The organism is Cohnella sp. SGD-V74, from assembly GCF_003001675.1.
Classification (GTDB): domain Bacteria; phylum Bacillota; class Bacilli; order Paenibacillales; family Paenibacillaceae; genus Cohnella.
Genome location: NZ_PVYW01000019.1, coordinates 133639 through 153690 on the forward strand (window position 1 = coordinate 133639; position 20052 = coordinate 153690).

A 20052-nucleotide genomic window follows, 5' to 3' on the forward strand; every position below is an offset into this window, starting at 1 on the left:
TTCCCTATTTGCTCTTGCGAATCTGAATCGGCTCGAAAATGCCATAAGGATGCACGATGTATTCCGAAGTATATTCCACGCCTTCCGTGCGGAATGATTCCCAGCCCGTCGAAGGAACGGCTCCCCGCGCCTGATGGAACGGCCCGAACAGATTGCGCGGGCTGCCCGTAACTTCGATGTCCACCCGGTTCGCCCCATCCCTAATCAGCCCCGTAATGTCCAGCCCGTTCGCCGCCCGCCATGGAACGGCTCCCGCTTCCACCCCGTTGACGGTCACGTCAAGCGTCACCGCCGAATAGTCGCCCATGAACAAGTACGCCCGTTCTCCCGCTTCCATGCGACAATCAAATTCAAAGTGATAAACAATGCTGCCGGCATAATGAAAATATCCCTGCAATCCCCAATCCCCGAACCTCAGCCGCTCCGGCTCGGCGACGACCGTTCGCTCGGGACTTACGCCGAAGTCTCCGATCAGATAACAATCCTCCAGTTCCATCCGGTTCAGATAGGCGCAGGAGAGAATCAGCTCGTTCTCGCCCACGCGCATTCCGTCCAATCGCACCTTGCGAGTGGACCGATCGACGAACCAGCCTTCCGGCCCGACCGGCGCCCTCACCCCGTTCAGCGTCGCCGTGAAATGCTCGGCCTCCTCCAGCGCCAAATAAACCGGAGTCCTCGGCAGCGTCTCGACTCTGAACCGGAAGCGCAGCTCCACCAGCGTTCCATTCCGCGGATGCGGCTCTTCGATCCACTTGTACCGCTGAGGCAGCCCGTTATAATAAATCTGCCGCATGCCAAGCCGGTCGCGAATGTCTCGCTGCGCCTGCCAGACGTCTGTCTCCCCCAACCATGGTCCGCCGCCCATCCGGTACGCGCATCTGTCCAATACGAGCGTATTCGGCATCGTCCGGGTGAAGGAGCAGGAGGGACCGAGCGAGGCGTGCAGCTTCACCGCAAAAGGATTCAGCGCTGTCTCCCCGTCGTCGACGAGCGGCAGCGTCGCGGCTGGACCGCCTTCCTTGGAGATGACGTACAGCTTAGAGCCTGCGGGCGGAAAGCTCGCTTCGAGCGTCATTCCGCCGTTCTTTATCGGTTCCGCGCCGACCTCGAAGATGTCCCCGGTCAGTGGGTCCCATTCCTCCACCCTTCCCGAGAAATCCGTCGTCAGCCGCACCTTCAGCGCTTTCTCTCGGTCGTTGTTCACGACGAACAACGTGCGGCAGTCGTCCTGCTCTTTAAGCAGATACAGCATCTCGGGAGCTTCGCCCAGCGATTCGCCCGCCAGGCTCACCCGGCGGGGCAAGACATTCTCCAACGCCGGAACGACCGACCGCTCGCTCGGCACGACGATCATATTCGGATGCGCGAACAGTGCTGCGGCGCGGTCGTCCGCCCGTCCTTCGATCATCCCCGGTATAGGCGCTATGGCGACCGCCCGTCCGCCCGCCTCCAGAAAATCAGTCAGCAGCCGGTGCGTGCTCACCAGCATTGTCCTCATCTCGGGAAGAATGACCGCGCGATAGCCCGCCTGTCCTACGAACAAGCGGTCCGTCTCCACGCGTCCTGCCTCTGACATAATCGTCTCGTCTCCCAGATCGAAATCGTAGTGCGCGCCGAGCAACCCTCGCAGAAAACCGTTGAATTCGTCGCCGTAGCGATTGATGCCGGGAATGTCGCGGTCCTTGTTGCGGTCAGGAATGCCGTACGGATTCGCGCCCAGCATCGCCCAAGCGGTCGAGGCCGGATGCAGGACGAGCACGTCGCGCACCGCCGTTCCAGGCGTCATAACCGCTCCGACCCGAGCGAAGTAGTCTTCGACGATGCGATTGCGGCTCCACCAGGTCGTGTTGTAGTTGAATACGGGAGGATAATCCCGCTTCCGACAGCCTTTAATGGAATAGAGCGCGAGGTGCTGGGAACGCAAATTCACGCCCAATACGTATTGGAAGTCCCCGACCCACTTTTGCCCCTCGAAAGTAAACTCCCAGCCGGCGCAGCCATACGTTTCCGTAATGACCCGTTCTCTGCCGTACTGGTTGGCCACACTGGTGCATTGCTTTACCGTAATCGTCTCGTCGGTCTGCTCCATCAGCATGTCGATGCCGGGTACGTGCTGGTAACGGTAGTTCGGCATGATCGCCCCGCAGACGCGCGTCGCCACGCCCAGCTTGTTCTCCCACAGATAATGTCCGGTGAACAGCAGCCCGTTGTCCTCGCACCATTGCCCGAGCTGCCCGGAGTACGACTCGGAGAACAGCTCTGAGATCGTGCGCCAGTAATCGTGGCGGGCGGCCGCCGACCGCTCGCCGTTGAAGAAGACGTAAGGAATCGTATCCAGCACGTCCGCTCCCCGCTTCGCCCGATAATAATCGGGGAACGAATACGTCCACGGCAGCCAGCCTCTGCCTTCGGTGAACTTGCAGTGCCGGTCGGCCGCGCTCGGCTCGTCCGTGAACACCCCGGCGATCGTCTTGCCGAACTGCTCTCCCACCGCCTCCTTATACGCTTCGTAAGTCGTCTCGATGAACAGCCGAACGGAATCCGGATTAAGCGTATCGTGCGGCGATTCGTCGTTGAACCATTCGCACGCCTCCGCCACTTCGATCCGCAGCGCTAGCAGCGCTTCCCCTTCGCCCGGCTGCGGGCAGCGGATGCCCGGACGGCATTCCAGCCGTTCGCAGCGCCCGATCTGCATCCCGTCGATCTCTGCCCGGAACAGCGCAACGAAGGACTCATCCACTTCCATCGCTTCCCGAACGACCTCGATCGTCAACCCTTTAGCCCGATAAGCGTCGCCCTGTGACGGGACGATGCCGCCTGCAGAGCCGGATGGCCAGCGGTCCTCGTCATATATCCATGCGGTCATCCCCCGCTCGGAGGCAGCTTGTACGGCCGTGCGGACGTGTTCCATCCATTCCTCGCTCATATATCGGGTTTCCAGCCCGTCCCGAGAATGCATGAAGAAACCGCCCGCTCCTTGCTCCTTCATGCTCTCGATTTGCCGCACCAGTTCGCCCCGCTCCAGCTTGTCGTTCCAGGCCCAGAACGGCGCGGAGCGAAACTCCGCACCCGGATTGCGGAACGCTTCTCTTAAACTCGCCGATTTCATCGCCAACCGGTCTCCTCTCCGCTTACCCTTTTACCGAACCAAGCATCGCGCCTTGAACGAAATATTTCTGCACGAACGGATAAATGCACAGCACGGGGAGAATCGCCACGTACACGACCGCGTACTTGATCGTAGCCGACATCGTCGCCATATCGGCGCCCATCTGCGTCGTCTGCGAAGCCATATCCCCTTGAATGACGATATTGCGCAAAATAATCTGCAGCGGGTACAGCTCCTTCTCGTTCAGATAGATCAGCGCAGGGAAGAAGCTGTTCCACTGTCCGACCGCATAGAACAGGAACATCGTGGCCATGACCGGCATCGACAGCGGAAGCACGATCTGCAGCAGCGTCCGGTACTCTCCCGCTCCGTCGACGGTCGCAGATTCATGAAGCGCCTCGGGAATTTGTTCGAAGAACGTTCGCATGAGAATCATATTGAACACGCTGATCGCCGTCGGAATGACGAGCGCCCAGATCGTGTCGACCATGCCCAGCCCGTGCACGACCATGAACCGAGGAATCAGCCCCCCGTCGAAAAACATCGTGAAAATAACAAACAGCGAGAAGATCGCCCGTCCGTAGAAATGGTTGCGGGACAGCGGATACGCGCACAGCGTCGTCAGCACCAGACTGATCAGCGTTCCCAACGCCGTATACAGAATCGTGTTGCCGTACGACCGCAGCACCGCAGGATCGTCGAACACGTACTTGTAAGCCTGCAGGTTGATCCCCTTCGGAAGCCACAGCACCTCGCCGCGGCTGACCGCTCCGCCCGAGCTGATCGACACGATGCCCATATAATAGAGCGGATACAGCGTAATTACGATCAGCAGCAGCATCAGAACGAGATTAACCCCGTCGAACCACGTTTTTTTGGTTGTCATCGCTCTCTCCCCTTAGAACAGCCTGGCGCCGTTGAATTTTTTCGAGAGCTGGTTGGCGGAGATGACGAGCACGAACGACAGCACCGATTGGAAAATGCCGACCGCGGCCGCGAAGCTGAAGTCACTGTCGATCAGCCCTCTGCGATAAACGTAGGTTTGAATAACGTCCGCCGTCTCATAGGTCGGTCCGCTGTACAGCAGCAGGATTTTCTCGAAGCCGACGGACAGCATATGCCCGAGATTCAGCAGCAGCATGACCATAATGACCGTCATAATGCCGGGAATCGTAATGTGACGCATTTTCCTCCACCGGCTGGCGCCGTCAATCGTCGCCGCCTCGTAGAGCGTCGGGTCGATGCCGGTCAACGCGGCCAAGTAGATGATCGAACCCCAACCGAGCCCCTGCCAGATGTCCGAACCGATGAAGATCGTCCGGAACCACTCCGGCATCGACAGGAAGGTGATCGAATCGGCGCCGAGCATGCCCCGGAACTGATTGATCAAGCCGTCCGAGGACAGGAAGTTGACCAGCATGCCCGCCACCACCACGGTGGACAGGAAATGCGGAATATACGTAATCGATTGGACGAACCGCTTGAACAGCTGGAGGCGCAGTTCGTTCAGGAGAAGCGCGAAGACGATCGGCGCCGGGAAAAAGAAAATCAACGAATACAGATTCAGCAGGACGGTATTGCGCACCACTTGCCAGAAGTAAGAGTCGTTCAGAAATTGCTCGAAGTATTTCGTACCGGCCCAGGGGCTTCCGAAGAAGCCTTTTATAATCGAATAATCCTGGAAAGCCATCAGATTGCCGACCATCGGCGCGTAATGAAAGATCAGAAAATAAACCAGCGGAAATGCAAACATCGCGTACAGCGCCTTGCTTTTCTTTATTTTTCTGCGCGCTTCGCTCCAGCCGGATACTGCGGATTTGCTTGATGAGGCCATCGGTTCTCTCTCCCTTCACACGGCAAGAGCCGCCGCCCCGCGAAGGGCCCTGGGGCAACAGCTCTGCTTCTCTCCTTAAGACTGAACTCTTGCCAACGCGTCGTTGTAGATCTTCAGAAGCTCGTCCGCGCCTTTGGCTTTGCACTGCTCGACGAAGGAAGCCCACTCGCTTTCCAGCGCTCCGTCCTTAATGATGAACTTGTCCATGTTCGAAGTGATGAACGAGTCCAGTTCGGTTCTGAGCTGCTTCAGACGCTCCCGCTCCTCCTTGTTGAACGGAGGATCGTTCGTGAAGCGGAAGTTGATGCCGGCTTCTACGTTCTTCAGATTCGTATCGCTCCAGGCCAACGAATCCGGCGCCTGGAACGGAATGTTCGGACGGTCGTCGTAATGCATCGCCAATCCCAGATAACCCGTGCCCAGATCCGACTGCATCGCATAATAAGGAACCGGCTTATCCATGTACTTGCTCTTCGCTTCTTCGGTCAGCTTGAATTCCCCGTTCTCGATGACGTAATCCTCGTTTTCCACACCCAGGGAAGTAATGTTCGTCCCTTCTTCTCCGTACATCCAATCGATGAACGCGATGACCTTGTCCGGATTTTTCACCTTGGTGCTGATGACGTACGATTCGCTCAGATGGTCCAGGCTGTACACGAGATTGCGCTTCACGCCGCCCGGTCCTTCCAATACCGGAATCATGTCGAACTTCGCTTCCGGATCCTGCTGCTGCATAATCGTGTTGAACGTATTGCCGAAGCCGTTATTGTCCTGGAAGTAGAACGATTTGCCCGAATTCAGCTTCTCCTGCCATGTCTGGGACGTCGCCGTTGTGTAATCCTGGTCGAGCAGCTTCTCGCTGTACAGCTTATGCAGCCAGGAGATCGCGTCCTTGAACGCGTCCGAGTACGGTCCGAACTCGTAGCGCTTCGTCGCCGGATCGTAATACACTTTCGTGCCGTTGCTCGTCGTATAGCCGCTGCCGAAGCCGAACGCGATCGGGTTGATCAGATTTTCCGTGCCGGTCAGGCCGTTGGCGGCGCGGGACGCGAACGGGAACGAGGCGGGATTGGCTTCCTTCAGCTTCTTCAGCGTCTCGTAGAGCTCGTCGTAGGTCGTCGGAACCGCCAAGTCGTTCTTTTTCAGCAGGTCCATCCGAATCATCGGAATCTGACCCGCCTGAAGGTCCCACTTGGTAACTAACGGGAACCCGAACAGCTTGCCGTCGATATAGTTGTTTTTGACCTCCGGATGCTCCTCCAGCACCTTTTTGAAGTTCGGCATCTGATCGATATACGGAGTCAGATCGAGGAACACGCCCGTATCCGAATAATTCTGAATGTCGTCCTGCTTGACGAGAATGACGTCCGGGATCGTGTTCGTCGCGATGAGCGTCTTTTTCTTGTCGTCGTAGTTGCTCTGCGGAACGCTCTGAAGATTCAGCTTGACGTTCTGTCTTTTCTCGATCTCCCGTACCGCCTTGGAGTCGCTTACGATCGCCTGGCTCGGATGCTCGTACCTCATCCAGGTCAAGCTCAGCGCTCCGTCTTCCGAACCGGAATTGCCCGAGTTGTTCGAATCGCCGCAGCCCGCCAGAGTTCCTCCGAGCAGGAAAATCGATAACGCCGCCGCGCTGCCGGAAATCCGAAGTTTCTTGTTTCTGTTCATTCGGTATACCCTCCCGTGAAATGTGGATCGTCGTGCACCCTCATCGTAAGCCGACCCCGCCGTCGCCGAAAATAAACAAAACGGAATAACGTGTGCCGTTATTCCGCTCTATGCCCCTATGATTCAATTATCCGCCTTGATCCAAAAAGTCACTTTTCCCCGTCATCCCTACGGCCATGGGCGTTCCGATAATCCATCGGGGAGATTCCCTCGTATTTCTTGAACACCCGCAGGAACGTCGTTCGACTGGCGATTCCGGTCATCTCGGCGATTTCCCCGACTTTCAGATCGGTCTCCAGCAGCAGTTCCTTCGCCTTCTCCATCCGCGTCCGGCTGATCGTATCGGTGATGCTGCTTCCCGTCGTCTCCTTGAATAGCTTGGACACGTATTTCGGAGACAGGCCGATCTCATCGGCAATCATCTCCAGATGAAGATCCTTCGCGTAATGAAGCGCGATGTATTCCGAGATGAGCGCCACGACGCTGCTCGACCGGCGCTCCGGCTTCACGGCCGTCGCTTCGATGATCCGATCGAAGAAGGCGTACAGTTCCTCCGTCCTCTCCTGCCATTCCGTCGGCAGCACGGTCTTCTGCGTCAGCTTCTGATGCTGCTTCTCGGTCGCGAAGCGGAACACGTCCTGCTTCCTCTCCGTCAGGTAGCGATAGCCCGTCTGATAGACGGCGGCGAGCAGCGCGCCCAGATGAGAATAGGATACGCCGCGGCTCCGGTTCGTCTCGACGATCGTCTCGATTTCTTTCCTCAGCAGATCGGGCTCTCCAATCTTAAGCGCGTTCACGATCTTCGTCTCGTCGAGGAACGAGTAGTAATAGACCTGGCCGATATTCAGTTCGGCCGCGTCGACGACCGAGGAGTCCGGACGCGAACGCATCTTGTCGAGCGCGGTGATCGCTTCCGAATAGGACGCGGCCAGCGAAGTCGTGTCCGGATATACGTTGCCGATGCCGATAAGAAGATCGCAGTAAACCATATCGTATTCGAACGTCAGGCGGATCGTCTTGAGCGCTTCGTCCAACCCCGCCCGGTCTCCCTCCGTCCGAAGATTGACCATGCATACGTAGAGATTGTGCTCGCATTCGACCATGTAGCAGTTCACGTGTCTCCTCATAATGCCCCAGAGCACGACTTTTAATTTTTCGAGAATCATGACCCGATCCGCTTCGGCAATCTCGTGATAGAACCTGTCGCGGAATTGGAACATGAAGCAGCAGCACAAATATTTGCCTTCGACGAACCCGATATCGGCCATGATCCGCGACTCGCCGTCCTCGTCCTGCCATGGGCTTCCGTTCACCAGATCGAGAAAATATCGCTCCACGCGGTCATTGGAAATATGCCGAAGCCGTTCCGTAATATCCAGCTTCTCGTCCATCAACTCATAAATGCGCTGGTTGATCTCCCCGAACTCTCCTCTCCCTCTCGAATTATCGCGACGGGCGTCCGGATGGGGCTCGTTTTGCAGAATGCTGCGAATGTTCCGAATCGGGTTATACAATCTCAGGCTGAAAATGAGCGAAAATACGATGCCAATCACGATAAGCGCCACGCAGATCCAGACGATCATCGTCAATATGCCGGATGACTCGTAATTAAACGCGTCTACGGGAGTCACCGAGAAATAATGCCATCCAAACGACGGGGAGATCAACCGGGTAACGAGCATCTTCTCGCCGTCGATCGTCGTTTGCAATTGATCAGGCTCGCCTTCGCGCTCCAGCTTGGTCTTCAGCTCTTCCAGTTGCTCTTCCGTCCATTGATCCGAACGCATCATGATCGAGCGATCCGCATCGGTCACGACATAGGCCGTCGATTCGTAGATGGAATTGCCGGTCAGCGCGCGCAACACTGAACGGGCGGGAATCGTCGTAACGGACGTAATGAGATGGCCGTTAACGTACTGCGTCGTCACTTCCGGAATGACCGTGCGCCGTCCTCCGCCTTCAAGCCGCACCTCGGTTGGAGGGAGAATTTCGAAAATGCTGTCCTGGCTGAGACGATCCCTCCAATAAGCTTCCGGGAACTGGTCGAACGCGTAAAACTTGTTGAAGAACGTCTCGAAATCGACTACGCCATCGGCCGTATACACTTTCTCCACGTCGCTGTACAAGAACACCGTATCGATAAAAGAACTGAGCGTGCTTCGATTGGCCGCGATCGTCCGAATGATGGAGGGAACGTTGATCTTGTCTTGCGCGGTTTGAAGCGAATGCGGTTTCAGATACTGCTGGACGATGTCGTTGATCATCAGGTTGTTATGCGTCGTCCGCACCATCTCCAGATTCACGTCGATGTTGGATACCGATGCCGTCAGATTGGCCTGGAGCCTGTCCGACACGTCCTTGTTCATCAGCCGGTCCACGTTCACGTAGACGATATAACCGATCAGCAGAATCGGAACCAACAGCGAGATGAAGTAAGACCATATTTTGAAAAACAGCTTGTGTTCCTGCATAGGGCAACCTCCCGACGAAACGTACGGCAAATCTCCAATGCCGCAAAAAAGCAACGTGCCGATCGGGCCCGTTGCTTTCATCTATTATTTACTTAAAAAAGACAAACAGAACAAGCAATCGCCTTCCATCCGCAGATGACCGTAGTACACGTTGCAGATATGGAAGCCTTCGTGATACAGCCGGGCAAGGTTGTCGTACCCTTCCCCGACACTCGCGCTGGCCGCGGGCGCTTGCTCGGCGGTCCCCTTCGCGACAGCCGGTTCTTCCGCCGCTTCCTGGGTGACCGCTACAGATTCCGTTTCCCGCTTCAATACTTTTCTGAGCTGCTGATTTTCGATTCGCAGCCGCTGGTTCTCCTCCAGCAGCTCCTTGAACTTCAGCTTGAGATCTCCGAATTCGGCATATACTTTACCCAAATGCGATTCGAGTTCATCCATATGAAGGAAAGTGTCTTTCATGAACAGATATCCACCTCAAGGCATCCGCTTATGTCATTTCGGAAGGTCCGATCACTTCAAGACGACATCGTCGAAGGGCATTTCTTTGACCTTGCCCAGCTCGAACAGCTGTACGTGCACGCTTCGGGAACCGAGGTTAATGCCCACGACCTTACCCTCTCCGAGCGACGTCACGACCGTCTTGCCTACCGCCGGCAATTCTTCTTTGGCGCTTTCATAGTTGTCATGCTCGTACTTCAAGCAACACATCAATCGGCCGCACAAACCGGAGATTTTCGTCGGATTCAGCGACAGATTCTGATCCTTCGCCATCTTGATGGATACCGGCTCGAAATCCCCCAGCCACGAGGAGCAGCACAGCACTCGCCCGCACGGCCCTATTCCGCCAAGCATCTTGGCTTCGTCGCGCACCCCGATCTGCCGCAATTCGATGCGGGTCCGGAATACGCCGGCCAAATCCTTCACGAGCTCCCGGAAATCGACTCGCCCTTCGGCCGTGAAGTAGAAAATGATTTTGTTCCGGTCAAACGTGTATTCCACGTCCACGAGCTTCATCTTGAGCGCGTGATCCTTGATTTTCTGCAGTCCGACGGTAAATGCGTTCTTGGCTGCGTTGCGGTTCTCCTCGACGGCCTTGGCGTCGGGGTCCCCCGCGATTCGAATGACCTTCTTCAGAGGAAGAACGACATCCTCTTCTCCTACCGTCTTCGGGCCGACGACGACTTTGCCGTATTCAACGCCGCGTGCCGTCTCCACGATGACATGCTGATCTTTGGATACCGGATGCTCGGCGGGATCGAAATAATAGATTTTGCCCGCTTTCTTGAAGCGGACTCCCACCACATCGTACAAATCTACCCCTCCCGCACGTTCACCAGAAATTGCTCCAGCGCCAGTTGCGGCGCCACGTGAGCTTTAATTCTCCTTGCCGCCGTCAACGCGGACTCCATGATGGTTACCCAAGACCCGATCGAACGGCTCCAAGCCGTCTTGGAGATCCATTCCGCCTGATCCGGGAACACCATATGGCTGTGACGGTCGGTCATGGCGTAAATCATATCTCTATACCACAAAGCTAACAATTGTAGCAAAATGTCAACATGTTCGGCGAGCTCCGTCTTAAACACCTGCTGCTGTGCTTGAAGCACGCTGGCGGCGAACCGGGACGGACTCTCCTTGCCTAATTGTATCACTACGTTTCGGATATCTGCAAACCAATTCTCGTCTACCAATTTCCGGCTGGACGAAAGCCCGGACGACAAATGGACGGCCGCTCGCGCCAGCAGCGGCGATTTGCCCTCTTGTACGAGAAGATTCTCCAGCGCCTGACGATCGCCCGGAACGAACGGGACGAGCTGCGTCCGCGACAGGATGGTCGGCAGCACGGCTTGCGCGCTCGGTGCAAGCAGGATGGCGACGACGGGGGAAGGAGGCTCCTCCAGAAACTTCAGCAGGCTGTTGCTTGCCTGGACCGTCATCGTCTCGGCCGCTTGGATGATGTACACTTTATAGCCCGCTCCAGAGCTGCGATAGGAGAGCTCGCGCTGCAGCGAACGAATCTGCTCGATCTTCACGGTCGCGCCGTCCGGCTGAATGACGTGCAGATCCGGATGGTTGCCGTGCAGCACCTTGCGGCATTCCAGACATTCTCCGCAAGCGTCTCCGCCGCCTCTCTCGCAAAAAATCGCCTGCGCGAACGCTTGCGCCATCTCCATTCGTCCCGATCCCGGCGGTCCCGCGAACAGGTAGGCATGCGCAAGCCGGTTCGCCGCAAGCGCATTGCGCAGAAGCGATTTCGCCCTGTCTTGTCCCGCAATCTGTTGAAAACCCATCTAACGAAAGCTCCTTAGTCGAGACTCAAAATGCGATGTTGATCAGAAGGCCGCGAATCTCCCCGACCTTCTGAAGCAAATCGATCCGTCCTTCTTCGCTCTGCAGCAGTTCTTCGCCCATGCCCACGAGCATCGCGTCGACTTCTTCGAGCAGCTTGTAGCGCTTGCCGCGGCCTCTCCGGTCCCAGCCTCTCGTCTCCTTCAAGGCGATGCCGCGGCGAACCGTATCCTCCAGGAACGCCTTGACCATCTGCCGGTACAGCACCAGCTCCCGAATCGTCATGGAACGGGTCAACCGATCCCCCTGCATCCGGATGTCCTCCAGCTTGCGCTGCAGCTCCTCGTGCGTCCGCTGTTCGTCCTGCTGCTGCATCAGATCGCCGAAGCTCTGGGACTGCGCGGGCCTGGCCGGCAAATCTCCGCGTTGGATCGTCTTGCCGACGGGATATAACCCCGGTTGGATTTTCATGTCCGTTCACACCGCCCAACCGTTAGAAATGTTCGAACCTTTCGACCGGAAGCACGAATACGGCCGCTCCGCCCACCTGCACCTCGACGGGGAAAGGAATGTAGGAATCCGCCGCTCCGCTGACAGGCGATACCGGGGTAACCAGCTGGTCGCGCACCTTACAGCTCGAACGAATGACGTCCAGCGCGCCCTGCACCCGATCGTCTTCGATCCCGATCAGGAACGTCGTATTGCCGGCGCGAAGAAATCCGCCGGTACTGGCCAGCTTGGTCGCCCGAAACCCTTCCTTGATCAACGCGTTGGACAGCCGGTTGCTGTCCTTATCCTGAATGACTGCAATAAGTAATTTCATGTTCAGGCCTCCTGTTAGATGTAATAGGGGTCTGTCGAATTTCTGCTTATTTCTACTATATTAAATTGGACACGGGGATGCTAAAATCCTTTTTTAAATGACTCCGTCAGCGATTTCTCCACCAGCACCCATGTCGCTTCCACTATGAAAGAATCAAGGCGCCTGATATAACCGTCTTTTAGGCGTTTTGCATGAATTTGCTCAAATTGCATCCGCCTTCGCCGCATGCGATTGACGCACTAAGGCGCGTGATACAGAAAATGGGTATTTCCCTCAGATGAGAGCCTTGTCTTGGAGCGTTAAGGATCTGTGTAATGTTCTTGCGTCGGGCACAAAGAATGATGCCATGAACGAGCGAGAACAAATCATTCAATTTAGAATTGGGGCATATCCTTTATATAGAAAATATAATAAACATTTAATTGGACACATTCTCTTCATTATATAATAGTTATAATGAGTCTGATACTTCAAGACATTTGTAATTAACTGGATGTTTTTTGCGGGCACATGCGAATTGACTATTGTCATCTCAATTGAGCACTGCTGGCAGTCAGCGCGAATTCATTTCAAGAAAGTTATTGAGATCAGAGAATAGTTTGTGCTCGTTACTAAAAAAGCAGCATATTCCTTATCAGTAACAAAAGCTTGGGGAATAGGGAGAACTCATGAAGGTAACGTACTGGGGAGGCCGATTCGTTTCCTGGACACGATAGCACCGATGGCATGAACGAGGCTGCCTGGAGTATGGCAGCCTCGTTTTGCGCGTCACGGCTCTCGGATTTTTTGTTTTTCAAAGTCCAAATCGGCATCCGACCATTATACCTCAGGGTATCGTTCATTTAAAGCAGCCTTCATCTCGTACTCTACCCAGTGGTTGCTGCCGAAAACGATTAAACATTTCTTTTCGATTCACTGGTGCTTCCAGTGATTATTATCAACCTGCAATTGTTCGCAAATACGTTCAAACTTTCTTGAATATCCTGATGATTGACAGTATCATGTTTGTTTCAACTCCCTTGTCGTATTGGATGTCATTTGTTCATGTTTTGTTTGTTCCACTTTTCGGGGTTTTAAGTAATAGAGCAAGACTAAAGTGACAAGAGCAAGTAAAATACTGCAAACTAAAGACCACGTAAATGCATGCAGATAGGATTCGAGCCCAGGTCTTGTATGAATGTCGTCATTCTGAATAAGGGAGGAGAAAAAGATCGTACCGATCACGGCAATACCTAGCGCATTTGCGGTTTGCATGGATGTGCTCAATATACCCGAGGCCGATCCTGCATATTCCTTTCGTACTCCCGACATAATCGTTCCCATCAGTGGCGCTCCAACTAGTCCTTGCCCTAATCCGATGAAGAAGAACGGTACGATCAGTTGTTGCCAGTGCAATTCAGCCGCGGTAAAGACACAGACTGCAATCACGGCGGCATAGCCGACAATCAGTACGACAGCTCCCCATTTCAGTATGGAAGGTTTGTTTTTTGCCCACTTGGGTCCAAGCATGGATGCAAGGAAAAAGGCTGCACCGATCGGAACAAATGCTAGTGCCGAATCGATGGCCGATAGAAATAAGCCGTCCTGTAAAGTCAAAGAGACGACAAAGAAAAAACCACTGTTGCCGATTTGATACGCTAGAATGGATAATACGCCTATGCTAAAAGTACGTTCATGAAAAATGGTTGTCGGTATTAGCGGATTTTTTCCGTGCCGGACCATTCTTTTCTCATGGGCCAGGAACAAAAAGAAGGCAGCAATCGCACCTGCAAAGCTGAGGTAGATCCAAATAGGCCATCCCGACTCTCTTCCCACAACAAGAGGATAAGTAAGCAAAAGCAAAGTGCCTGTCAGAATGAGAATACCGAGCATGTCAATGTTCTTTTTTCCAGCCGAACGCGTTTCTTGAATTAACGGAATAATGAGCAGTATGGCAAGTACACCAATCGGAAGATTAATCAAAAAGACTGAACGCCAGCCAAGCGCCCAGACATTCCAGTGAATCATCACACCACCGATAATTTGACCCGCGATTAATCCGAGTCCGCTTACAGCCCCGTAAAATCCAACCGCTTTTCCTTTTTCCTCTGGCGGAAAAATGATCTGAATAATAGCCAGGACCTGGGGAATCAGTAACGCAGCCCCGATTCCTTGAATGACCCGGGAGAAAATGAGAAAATTTGCGCTTGTTGAAAATCCACATAGCACAGATGCAACAATAAACAGACCCATGCCAATAATAAACAGATTCTTTCTACCTAACCAGTCTCCCATTCGAGCACCGGTAATCAATACAACTGCATACGAAATAACGTAAGCTGCCACAATAAATTGAATTTGTGTTGAACTGGCACTCAATTGTTCCTGAATCGTTGGAATTGCGACATTCACAATAAACGAATCCAAAATCACCATAAACGTTCCAAGCAATAAAACAGCCAATGCCCACCATCGTTTTGGATCTGGCCTATTTTCTGTAGTTAAGTTCATATTCTTCTTTATCCTTTCCTTCGATAATTCATTTAATCAAGGGAGTATTGATGAATACTACTAAAAAATCAACAAAAAAAGGGAATACTTCATTGGAAGGCTAAAAGTATTCCTTATACTGCTGAATAATATGTTCATAATGATTCCCGTACTTTTTAACCAACTCATGGTTAAAATCCTGCTCGATCCGTTCCATAATAATATCGTGGTAAAACTCGTTTTGCAACAACTCGATAAGGGATGGATGGTCAGTTTCCACGACCGTTGTTTTAAGCATATGTCCAAAGCTTCCAAGCAGGGCGGAACGGGAATCGACAAGGATAGAGAACTTCCTGGAAGCAACGTTTATCCATTCCTCGCTCCGTCTATGCACCAACACATGTTTGAGGCGGGTATGACAATTGCCAATCGATATCAACGTGACGGCAACGCCCCGATTTTCTGCTTCAAGCAAATAATTCTCAACCCAATGAATATCTTCAGCCCATATGTCAACGATAACAGTTTTATCCGCGTTGGCGATGATTCGCTGAATGGCCGTCCTAATCGGCTCTTCCCCCTGCCAACTATAAAACGAATAGGACGCCTTTGGAGGAGCGTGCAATTTCTCCAGAAGTGTTTGGGCTGTTTGCTCAAAATCCGATTTTAGCTGTCGAATAAGCTCACGTATGGGGACCGCGTCATAAAGGACGGGGTCGGTTTCTATGGTGCGGCAAACCCCTTTATCCGTTAATGAGCGAAGTGCCGCGTATACATTCGTGCGGGAAACAGATACTTTCTTGGCAACCTCATACCCGGAAATTTTAGGTTCTTCATGAAGCACCATGTAACACCGGGCTTCAAGATCGGATAAGCCGATATTTCGAAGCTCATGAATCAAGACAAGACCTCCTTTTCGTTTTTGTTGGTATTTCAAAATACTACTACATATATATTCAAAAGTCAATTTCTATATCGCGTGGTCACTTGCCCTAAACCAGACCTAATACTTTATCTGACCTCCTTGCAGATTCCTGGCTATTATTCTGGTCGATAGATTTTATTGGTCAGCTTTCCTTGTGCTCACAACGAACCGGACATTTCGAGAAATTGCTTGAGCGGCGAAGACGCTTTCCCAAAACTGGGTAAGCATTGAGTTCCCAATTCTATCCTGTTGCTTCCGCAGTTTTTTGTCATTACCCCGGATTCCGTTTTAACTCGTAAATCCGGGATTTTCGTTTTCAAATAAGTAATATTCGCGCTATGAAGACCATTGTCTAAAACCTGATAGGCTCCTTATCTAAACGAAATGCAGACCCGACCGATCAGTCTCCCCATCCCTTTCTCAGAGCCTTGGCTACGGTAACTACACGCCCAGCCTGATGTTTAACAGCCACCAATCCCTTAACATCGAAGTTCCCGCTCATATCGCGACCGTCAGACTCGTCCCGTACGGCTCATGAAAACTGCTTCTCCTTAATGCGTTCAAAAGCTTCTAAGAAGCTATCAGCTGATTGAGGATTTTGAAGTGAATAACGATCGTTGATAATAAAATACGGAATCGACCGAATGCCCACCTTCTGCGCCAATGTTACATCTTCATGTATTTCCGCAATCCCTTCTTGGCTAAGCAATTGCTTCTTCATTTCAGCTTGGTTTAATTCGGCACGATCGGCTATTTCCAACAGCGTGTCCATTCGGCCAATATCCAAACCATCTTCAAAATAAGCTTTGGATATCAACTCTATAACCGCAGATTTTCGTTCCTTCGGCGCTAGTTTTATCAAACGGTGCGAAAGCATGGTGTTGGGCATTTTTTTAATACGGTCAAAGTGAAAATTGAGCCCGCATACCTCACCAATTTTACACACTTGGGCAAACATCGTATCGACTCTAGCCTTACCCCCGAATTGATCGATCACAAGGCTGTAATCCCGGCCTTCTGTCGGTACGCTGGCATCCAGTAAGAACGCCCGGAAGCGGACGTCGACCTTATCTCCCTTCCAGGTTTCTATCGCTTGAATCAAATGATTTTTGCCGATCCGGCACCAAGGACAAATCGTATCAAAAAAGATATCCACCTTCATTTAGACTGTTCACCCCTTGAATGTGCTGCGATGGTAACAGCTACTTCCGTTATCGCCAACATAAGTAAAAGAAATCACTCAGTTCGATGCTTGCCCGGTTTGCAGGGAAGCAATAGCCTCCTGCAACGGAATGGGATTGAAGTATTCGCGCCAGAGGCTGATACGCCCGTCGGTGACACGAAACAAGCTGATATAGGATTGCCGGTATTGATGCCCGTTTTGGGCCACCACACCTTGCCCTTTCATTTCAGCGAAGAACAGATCCGGTTCGCCTCCGGGATAAACCCGAATATTATAAATATCCCAGGAGGTATACATGCCGCTTTCCTTGCCGATAAACTGATCCAGCATTTCAATCAATGTACCCTTTCCTTCAACGCGGTCAGGTACGCCCGGCAAGGCAAACGGCGTTTCATAAATAATGTTGTCCGCCATGAAAACGGCCATTCCGTGAACATCCTGCTTTGCTTCCGCTTCGAGTAATTTGTTGACTATCTCTTTGCCATTCATTCCAAGTTCCTCTTTTCCATTGTTTTGTTCAGATCATTGCGGATCTTCGAGTCCGAAAACTTCTTGCGTGCCCAGCATCACATACAGCGGCTCGGCAAAATGGCTGAAGCGCCATCCTTCCTTCGTTCGAATCAATTTCGCTTCGAAAGCGGCAAGCGACTCTTCAAACAAATGCGCTTTATCGCCAGCTCCGACATGGTAAGCGCGAACACGTGCCGATGCTTCGGCCGTATCCCCGTTTATTTTTGCAGTGTAGTTGCCCAAAATATGATGCGTATTGCCAACTTTGCCAACAAGCTCGCTAATATAAGCGATGACTTCTTTCCTTCCGTTTACCTGATACACACCGAACCAGTCAGTCGTCACATCCTCGGTAAACAGTTCCTGCAACATGTCCCACCGTTTGTAATCCAGTGCATCTGCGTAAAGGTTGAACAGGTCGAAAATTTCGGCGCGATCTTGATGCACATCAGCCATAAACATTCACTCCTTTTGGTTAAGAACTATCCCAAGTATATCTGGAACGGAGTAGCACTGGATTGATCAAAATACGTTCGTTTTTGGCAAAAATACGCATGAAGCGTCACCCGAAAAGTGAGCAAATAAAAAACGCCGACGGAGCGATGGTTCGCATCCGTCAGCGTTTGGCATATTGTACCGGTGTCAAACCGGTTGTTCGTTTAAACAGCTTGGTGAAATGACCTTGATCTGCAAAACCGACTTGAACTGCGATCTCCTTCATGCCCAGTCGGCCGCAGCGTATTAACGTTTTCGCTTGCTCAATCCGGAGTTGAATCAAATATTGATGCGGCGTTAATCCCGTCTGTTTTTTAAAGAGCCGCACGAGATGAGATATACTTACATTGGCTGCCGCGGCCAACTCTTCGAGCGACATATCCTTTTCCAAATGTGCTTGCATATATTCGATAACGAGAGTGATTTGCTGATTTGTTAATTTGGAAAGCTTGATACACTTCTCGGAACTTGTCGTGTAGTGCTGCAGTAAATGAACGGCCGTCATGTTCGCCAAGGAGTCGCGATAAAGCTTACCGCTCGCCCCTCCGTTATACAATTCTTCCAGCATCCACTCGCCAAGCTGTAGGAGCTTCTTGTCCTGCACCAGAAATTTGCGCTCCAACATCAATTCACCCGTTTCGCCAAATCCGGATTCATCTGCAACCTCCTCTAAGAAGGTCGGAACGATTTCCATCTTCAAGAAGGAAATCGATTGCTCCCATTGACAAAACAACTTCGTTTGTACGGGAACAATTTGAACATCACCCGATCGAGTGATGCCTCTCTGTTGGTCCGCCTGTTCAAATGCATGCAATTTCACCTGGTCTGCTGATCCATGTATCATGACGAGGTGTTTGGAAGACAGCGCGGCATCATAAGCTTCATTTGGAGACACCCGATCCCACATCGAAACCTTGATTGACGTCCAACCCAAATGATCGCTCGAAATCACGGGCTTCGAATCGATTGTAGCAAATGATTTCATCTTATGATGCATTACGATCACCTCCATGCCCAATTCAGACACTGCTTGACACATAGGTATTATAACACAATTCGATCGACAGGACGGTAACGCCTGTTTTTGCCGAAGCTACAGATTGTTGCCGATGCAACGCAATGCCTAATAAAAGTCTACTTTAATCTTACGCGATCCCCTTCTTGCAAGGGTTCGCTGCTTCCAACGACGATCGTATCCATCGGATACAATCCTTCCTGAACCGCCGCTTCATTTTCATTCGCATCTGCGATCAAGATATAGGATTTGCGTACATGGAAGGCATTGCCGAGCGGCCCTTTCTTTTCATCAATGACATAGACGAATTTTCCGCCGCGGTCGTTGTGAACGGCCGCATTCGAGATCATGAGATGGTCCTTGCCGACCAGCGTTTTTTTCACTCGGATGCTCGCTTTTTCGCCGCCTTTCAGTACTTCGTCCCGGACTTGAATCTGAACGATTTTGGAAATGGGGGGCGATTCCATTGATTCCGTCTCCGATTGCTCTGCATCTTGAATGCCCACAACTTCTCCTTCCAGCACCCTGACTTCCCGGTCTTTCACGACCACCTCCAATTTTTCCTGCGTACTCAGCAGCTCAGCGCGGTCAGCCGGCAAAGTCAGGGAAAGCATGAAGCCTTTGCTTCGATTCGCAATGCTCACGACAGATGCGCCGGGGGACGATGACAAGCCTTCGGTCGCGCCAAGCTTGGTCACGATGCCGGCAAACGGAGCGACGATACGGCTATGGAGCTCCATATCTTCTTGCAGTGCTTGTATCTTGCGTTCCTGGATACCGATCTCAAGCCGGAGCGTCTCGAGATCCCGTTTTGCGTTGTCCATAAGCGTGGAATCCTGGTTCCTGCCCGCTGCTTTGAAAGCGTCAAATAATGCTTCCAGGCGTATCCTTTGAATTTTGAGCGCAGCTTGCTCGTCCGCGAGCTGTCGTTCAACCGTCTTCGTTTCATAGGTGATCAATACTTGGCCTTTTTCCACCGTGTCCCCTTGTTTTACCTCTACCTTCTTTACCCTCCACCCGAGCTCATGCGCAAGCTCCGTTTCCTCCAGCGGCTTCAAAACACCGCTGCCTTCAATGATACGGTTTAGTTCGCCTGGCACCGGCTGTTCCGTTGTTACTTTAGGCAACGTGACAGAGAGCAGGGTATTGCTAAAAAACGTGAGGAGAAGCAATATCCCAAAGAACAGCCCGGCAATCCACCTGAGCTTCCGTTTTCTGATTCCATCCGATAAATCCGTTCCCTGCAGCTCCATCCTTTCCC

17 protein-coding genes are annotated in these 20052 nt (G+C 52.5%); all 17 read right to left on the reverse strand.

All coding sequences use genetic code 11. The annotated features are described in order from the left end of the window. Positions 1 to 4: 4 nt before the first annotated feature. Entirely contained in the window at positions 5 to 3109 is a 3105-nt protein-coding gene (locus B0G52_RS25835; protein WP_094048664.1) for a glycosyl hydrolase, read from the reverse strand. 22 nt (positions 3110 to 3131) lie between these two features. Further along, a complete protein-coding gene (locus tag B0G52_RS25840; RefSeq protein ID WP_094048666.1) occupies positions 3132 to 3995 on the reverse strand; it encodes a carbohydrate ABC transporter permease in 864 nt (287 codons plus the stop codon). Between the two features lie 12 nt (positions 3996 to 4007). Next, positions 4008 to 4943, reverse strand: a complete 936-nt coding sequence (locus B0G52_RS25845; protein ID WP_094048668.1) for an ABC transporter permease — start codon at positions 4941 to 4943, stop codon at positions 4008 to 4010. A gap of 75 nt (positions 4944 to 5018) precedes the next feature. Then, positions 5019 to 6611 (reverse strand): extracellular solute-binding protein, encoded by a 1593-nt coding sequence (locus B0G52_RS25850; RefSeq protein WP_094048670.1) that lies wholly within the window; start codon positions 6609 to 6611, stop codon positions 5019 to 5021. Positions 6612 to 6760: 149 nt separating this feature from the next. Further along, on the reverse strand, positions 6761 to 9082 hold the full coding sequence (locus B0G52_RS25855; RefSeq protein ID WP_158223868.1) for a helix-turn-helix domain-containing protein: 2322 nt from the start codon (positions 9080 to 9082) through the stop codon (positions 6761 to 6763). Positions 9083 to 9166: 84 nt separating this feature from the next. Next, positions 9167 to 9520, reverse strand: a complete 354-nt coding sequence (locus B0G52_RS25860; protein WP_369827136.1) for an initiation-control protein YabA — start codon at positions 9518 to 9520, stop codon at positions 9167 to 9169. Positions 9521 to 9592: 72 nt separating this feature from the next. After that, positions 9593 to 10393, reverse strand: coding sequence for a PSP1 domain-containing protein (locus B0G52_RS25865; protein WP_094048676.1), 801 nt, complete (start codon positions 10391 to 10393; stop codon positions 9593 to 9595). 2 nt (positions 10394 to 10395) lie between these two features. Continuing rightward, on the reverse strand, positions 10396 to 11373 hold the full coding sequence (holB, locus tag B0G52_RS25870; protein ID WP_094048678.1) for a DNA polymerase III subunit delta': 978 nt from the start codon (positions 11371 to 11373) through the stop codon (positions 10396 to 10398). A 25-nt stretch (positions 11374 to 11398) separates the two neighbouring features. Beyond that, positions 11399 to 11842: a YaaR family protein gene (locus tag B0G52_RS25875; protein WP_094048680.1), complete on the reverse strand. Its 444-nt coding sequence runs from the start codon at positions 11840 to 11842 to the stop codon at positions 11399 to 11401. Positions 11843 to 11864: 22 nt separating this feature from the next. After that, complete coding sequence (locus tag B0G52_RS25880; RefSeq protein WP_094048682.1) at positions 11865 to 12194, reverse strand: cyclic-di-AMP receptor; 330 nt, start codon at positions 12192 to 12194, stop codon at positions 11865 to 11867. 999 nt (positions 12195 to 13193) lie between these two features. Continuing rightward, complete coding sequence (locus B0G52_RS25890; RefSeq protein WP_094048686.1) at positions 13194 to 14684, reverse strand: MFS transporter; 1491 nt, start codon at positions 14682 to 14684, stop codon at positions 13194 to 13196. A 100-nt stretch (positions 14685 to 14784) separates the two neighbouring features. After that, on the reverse strand, positions 14785 to 15564 hold the full coding sequence (locus B0G52_RS25895; protein WP_094048688.1) for a TrmB family transcriptional regulator: 780 nt from the start codon (positions 15562 to 15564) through the stop codon (positions 14785 to 14787). Positions 15565 to 16120: 556 nt separating this feature from the next. Continuing rightward, on the reverse strand, positions 16121 to 16750 hold the full coding sequence (locus B0G52_RS25900; RefSeq protein ID WP_094048690.1) for a DsbA family oxidoreductase: 630 nt from the start codon (positions 16748 to 16750) through the stop codon (positions 16121 to 16123). 78 nt (positions 16751 to 16828) lie between these two features. Beyond that, entirely contained in the window at positions 16829 to 17260 is a 432-nt protein-coding gene (locus B0G52_RS25905; protein ID WP_094048692.1) for a nuclear transport factor 2 family protein, read from the reverse strand. A gap of 33 nt (positions 17261 to 17293) precedes the next feature. Further along, entirely contained in the window at positions 17294 to 17737 is a 444-nt protein-coding gene (locus B0G52_RS25910) for a nuclear transport factor 2 family protein (RefSeq protein ID WP_158223869.1), read from the reverse strand. A 160-nt stretch (positions 17738 to 17897) separates the two neighbouring features. Next, on the reverse strand, positions 17898 to 18773 hold the full coding sequence (locus B0G52_RS25915; RefSeq protein ID WP_198960728.1) for a helix-turn-helix domain-containing protein: 876 nt from the start codon (positions 18771 to 18773) through the stop codon (positions 17898 to 17900). Between the two features lie 137 nt (positions 18774 to 18910). Continuing rightward, positions 18911 to 20044, reverse strand: a complete 1134-nt coding sequence (locus B0G52_RS25920) for an efflux RND transporter periplasmic adaptor subunit (protein WP_094048696.1) — start codon at positions 20042 to 20044, stop codon at positions 18911 to 18913. Between the last annotated feature and the right edge of the window lie 8 nt (positions 20045 to 20052).

Bases quoted from the DNA above. Each gene is read 5' to 3' on its own strand.
- B0G52_RS25915 (WP_198960728.1), bottom strand. From the start codon at position 18,773: ATGCATCATAAGATGAAATCATTTGCTACAATCGATTCGAAGCCCGTG.
- B0G52_RS25860 (WP_369827136.1), bottom strand. From the start codon at position 9,520: ATGGATGAACTCGAATCGCATTTGGGTAAAGTATATGCCGAATTCGGA.
- B0G52_RS25840 (WP_094048666.1), bottom strand. From the start codon at position 3,995: ATGACAACCAAAAAAACGTGGTTCGACGGGGTTAATCTCGTTCTGATG.
- B0G52_RS25910 (WP_158223869.1), bottom strand. From the start codon at position 17,737: ATGGCTGATGTGCATCAAGATCGCGCCGAAATTTTCGACCTGTTCAAC.
- B0G52_RS25850 (WP_094048670.1), bottom strand. From the start codon at position 6,611: ATGAACAGAAACAAGAAACTTCGGATTTCCGGCAGCGCGGCGGCGTTA.
- B0G52_RS25920 (WP_094048696.1), bottom strand. From the start codon at position 20,044: ATGGAGCTGCAGGGAACGGATTTATCGGATGGAATCAGAAAACGGAAG.
- B0G52_RS25875 (WP_094048680.1), bottom strand. From the start codon at position 11,842: ATGAAAATCCAACCGGGGTTATATCCCGTCGGCAAGACGATCCAACGC.
- B0G52_RS25900 (WP_094048690.1), bottom strand. From the start codon at position 16,750: ATGAAGGTGGATATCTTTTTTGATACGATTTGTCCTTGGTGCCGGATC.
- B0G52_RS25905 (WP_094048692.1), bottom strand. From the start codon at position 17,260: ATGAATGGCAAAGAGATAGTCAACAAATTACTCGAAGCGGAAGCAAAG.
- B0G52_RS25845 (WP_094048668.1), bottom strand. From the start codon at position 4,943: ATGGCCTCATCAAGCAAATCCGCAGTATCCGGCTGGAGCGAAGCGCGC.
- B0G52_RS25835 (WP_094048664.1), bottom strand. From the start codon at position 3,109: ATGAAATCGGCGAGTTTAAGAGAAGCGTTCCGCAATCCGGGTGCGGAG.
- holB (WP_094048678.1), bottom strand. From the start codon at position 11,373: ATGGGTTTTCAACAGATTGCGGGACAAGACAGGGCGAAATCGCTTCTG.
- B0G52_RS25890 (WP_094048686.1), bottom strand. From the start codon at position 14,684: ATGAACTTAACTACAGAAAATAGGCCAGATCCAAAACGATGGTGGGCA.
- B0G52_RS25880 (WP_094048682.1), bottom strand. From the start codon at position 12,194: ATGAAATTACTTATTGCAGTCATTCAGGATAAGGACAGCAACCGGCTG.
- B0G52_RS25855 (WP_158223868.1), bottom strand. From the start codon at position 9,082: ATGCAGGAACACAAGCTGTTTTTCAAAATATGGTCTTACTTCATCTCG.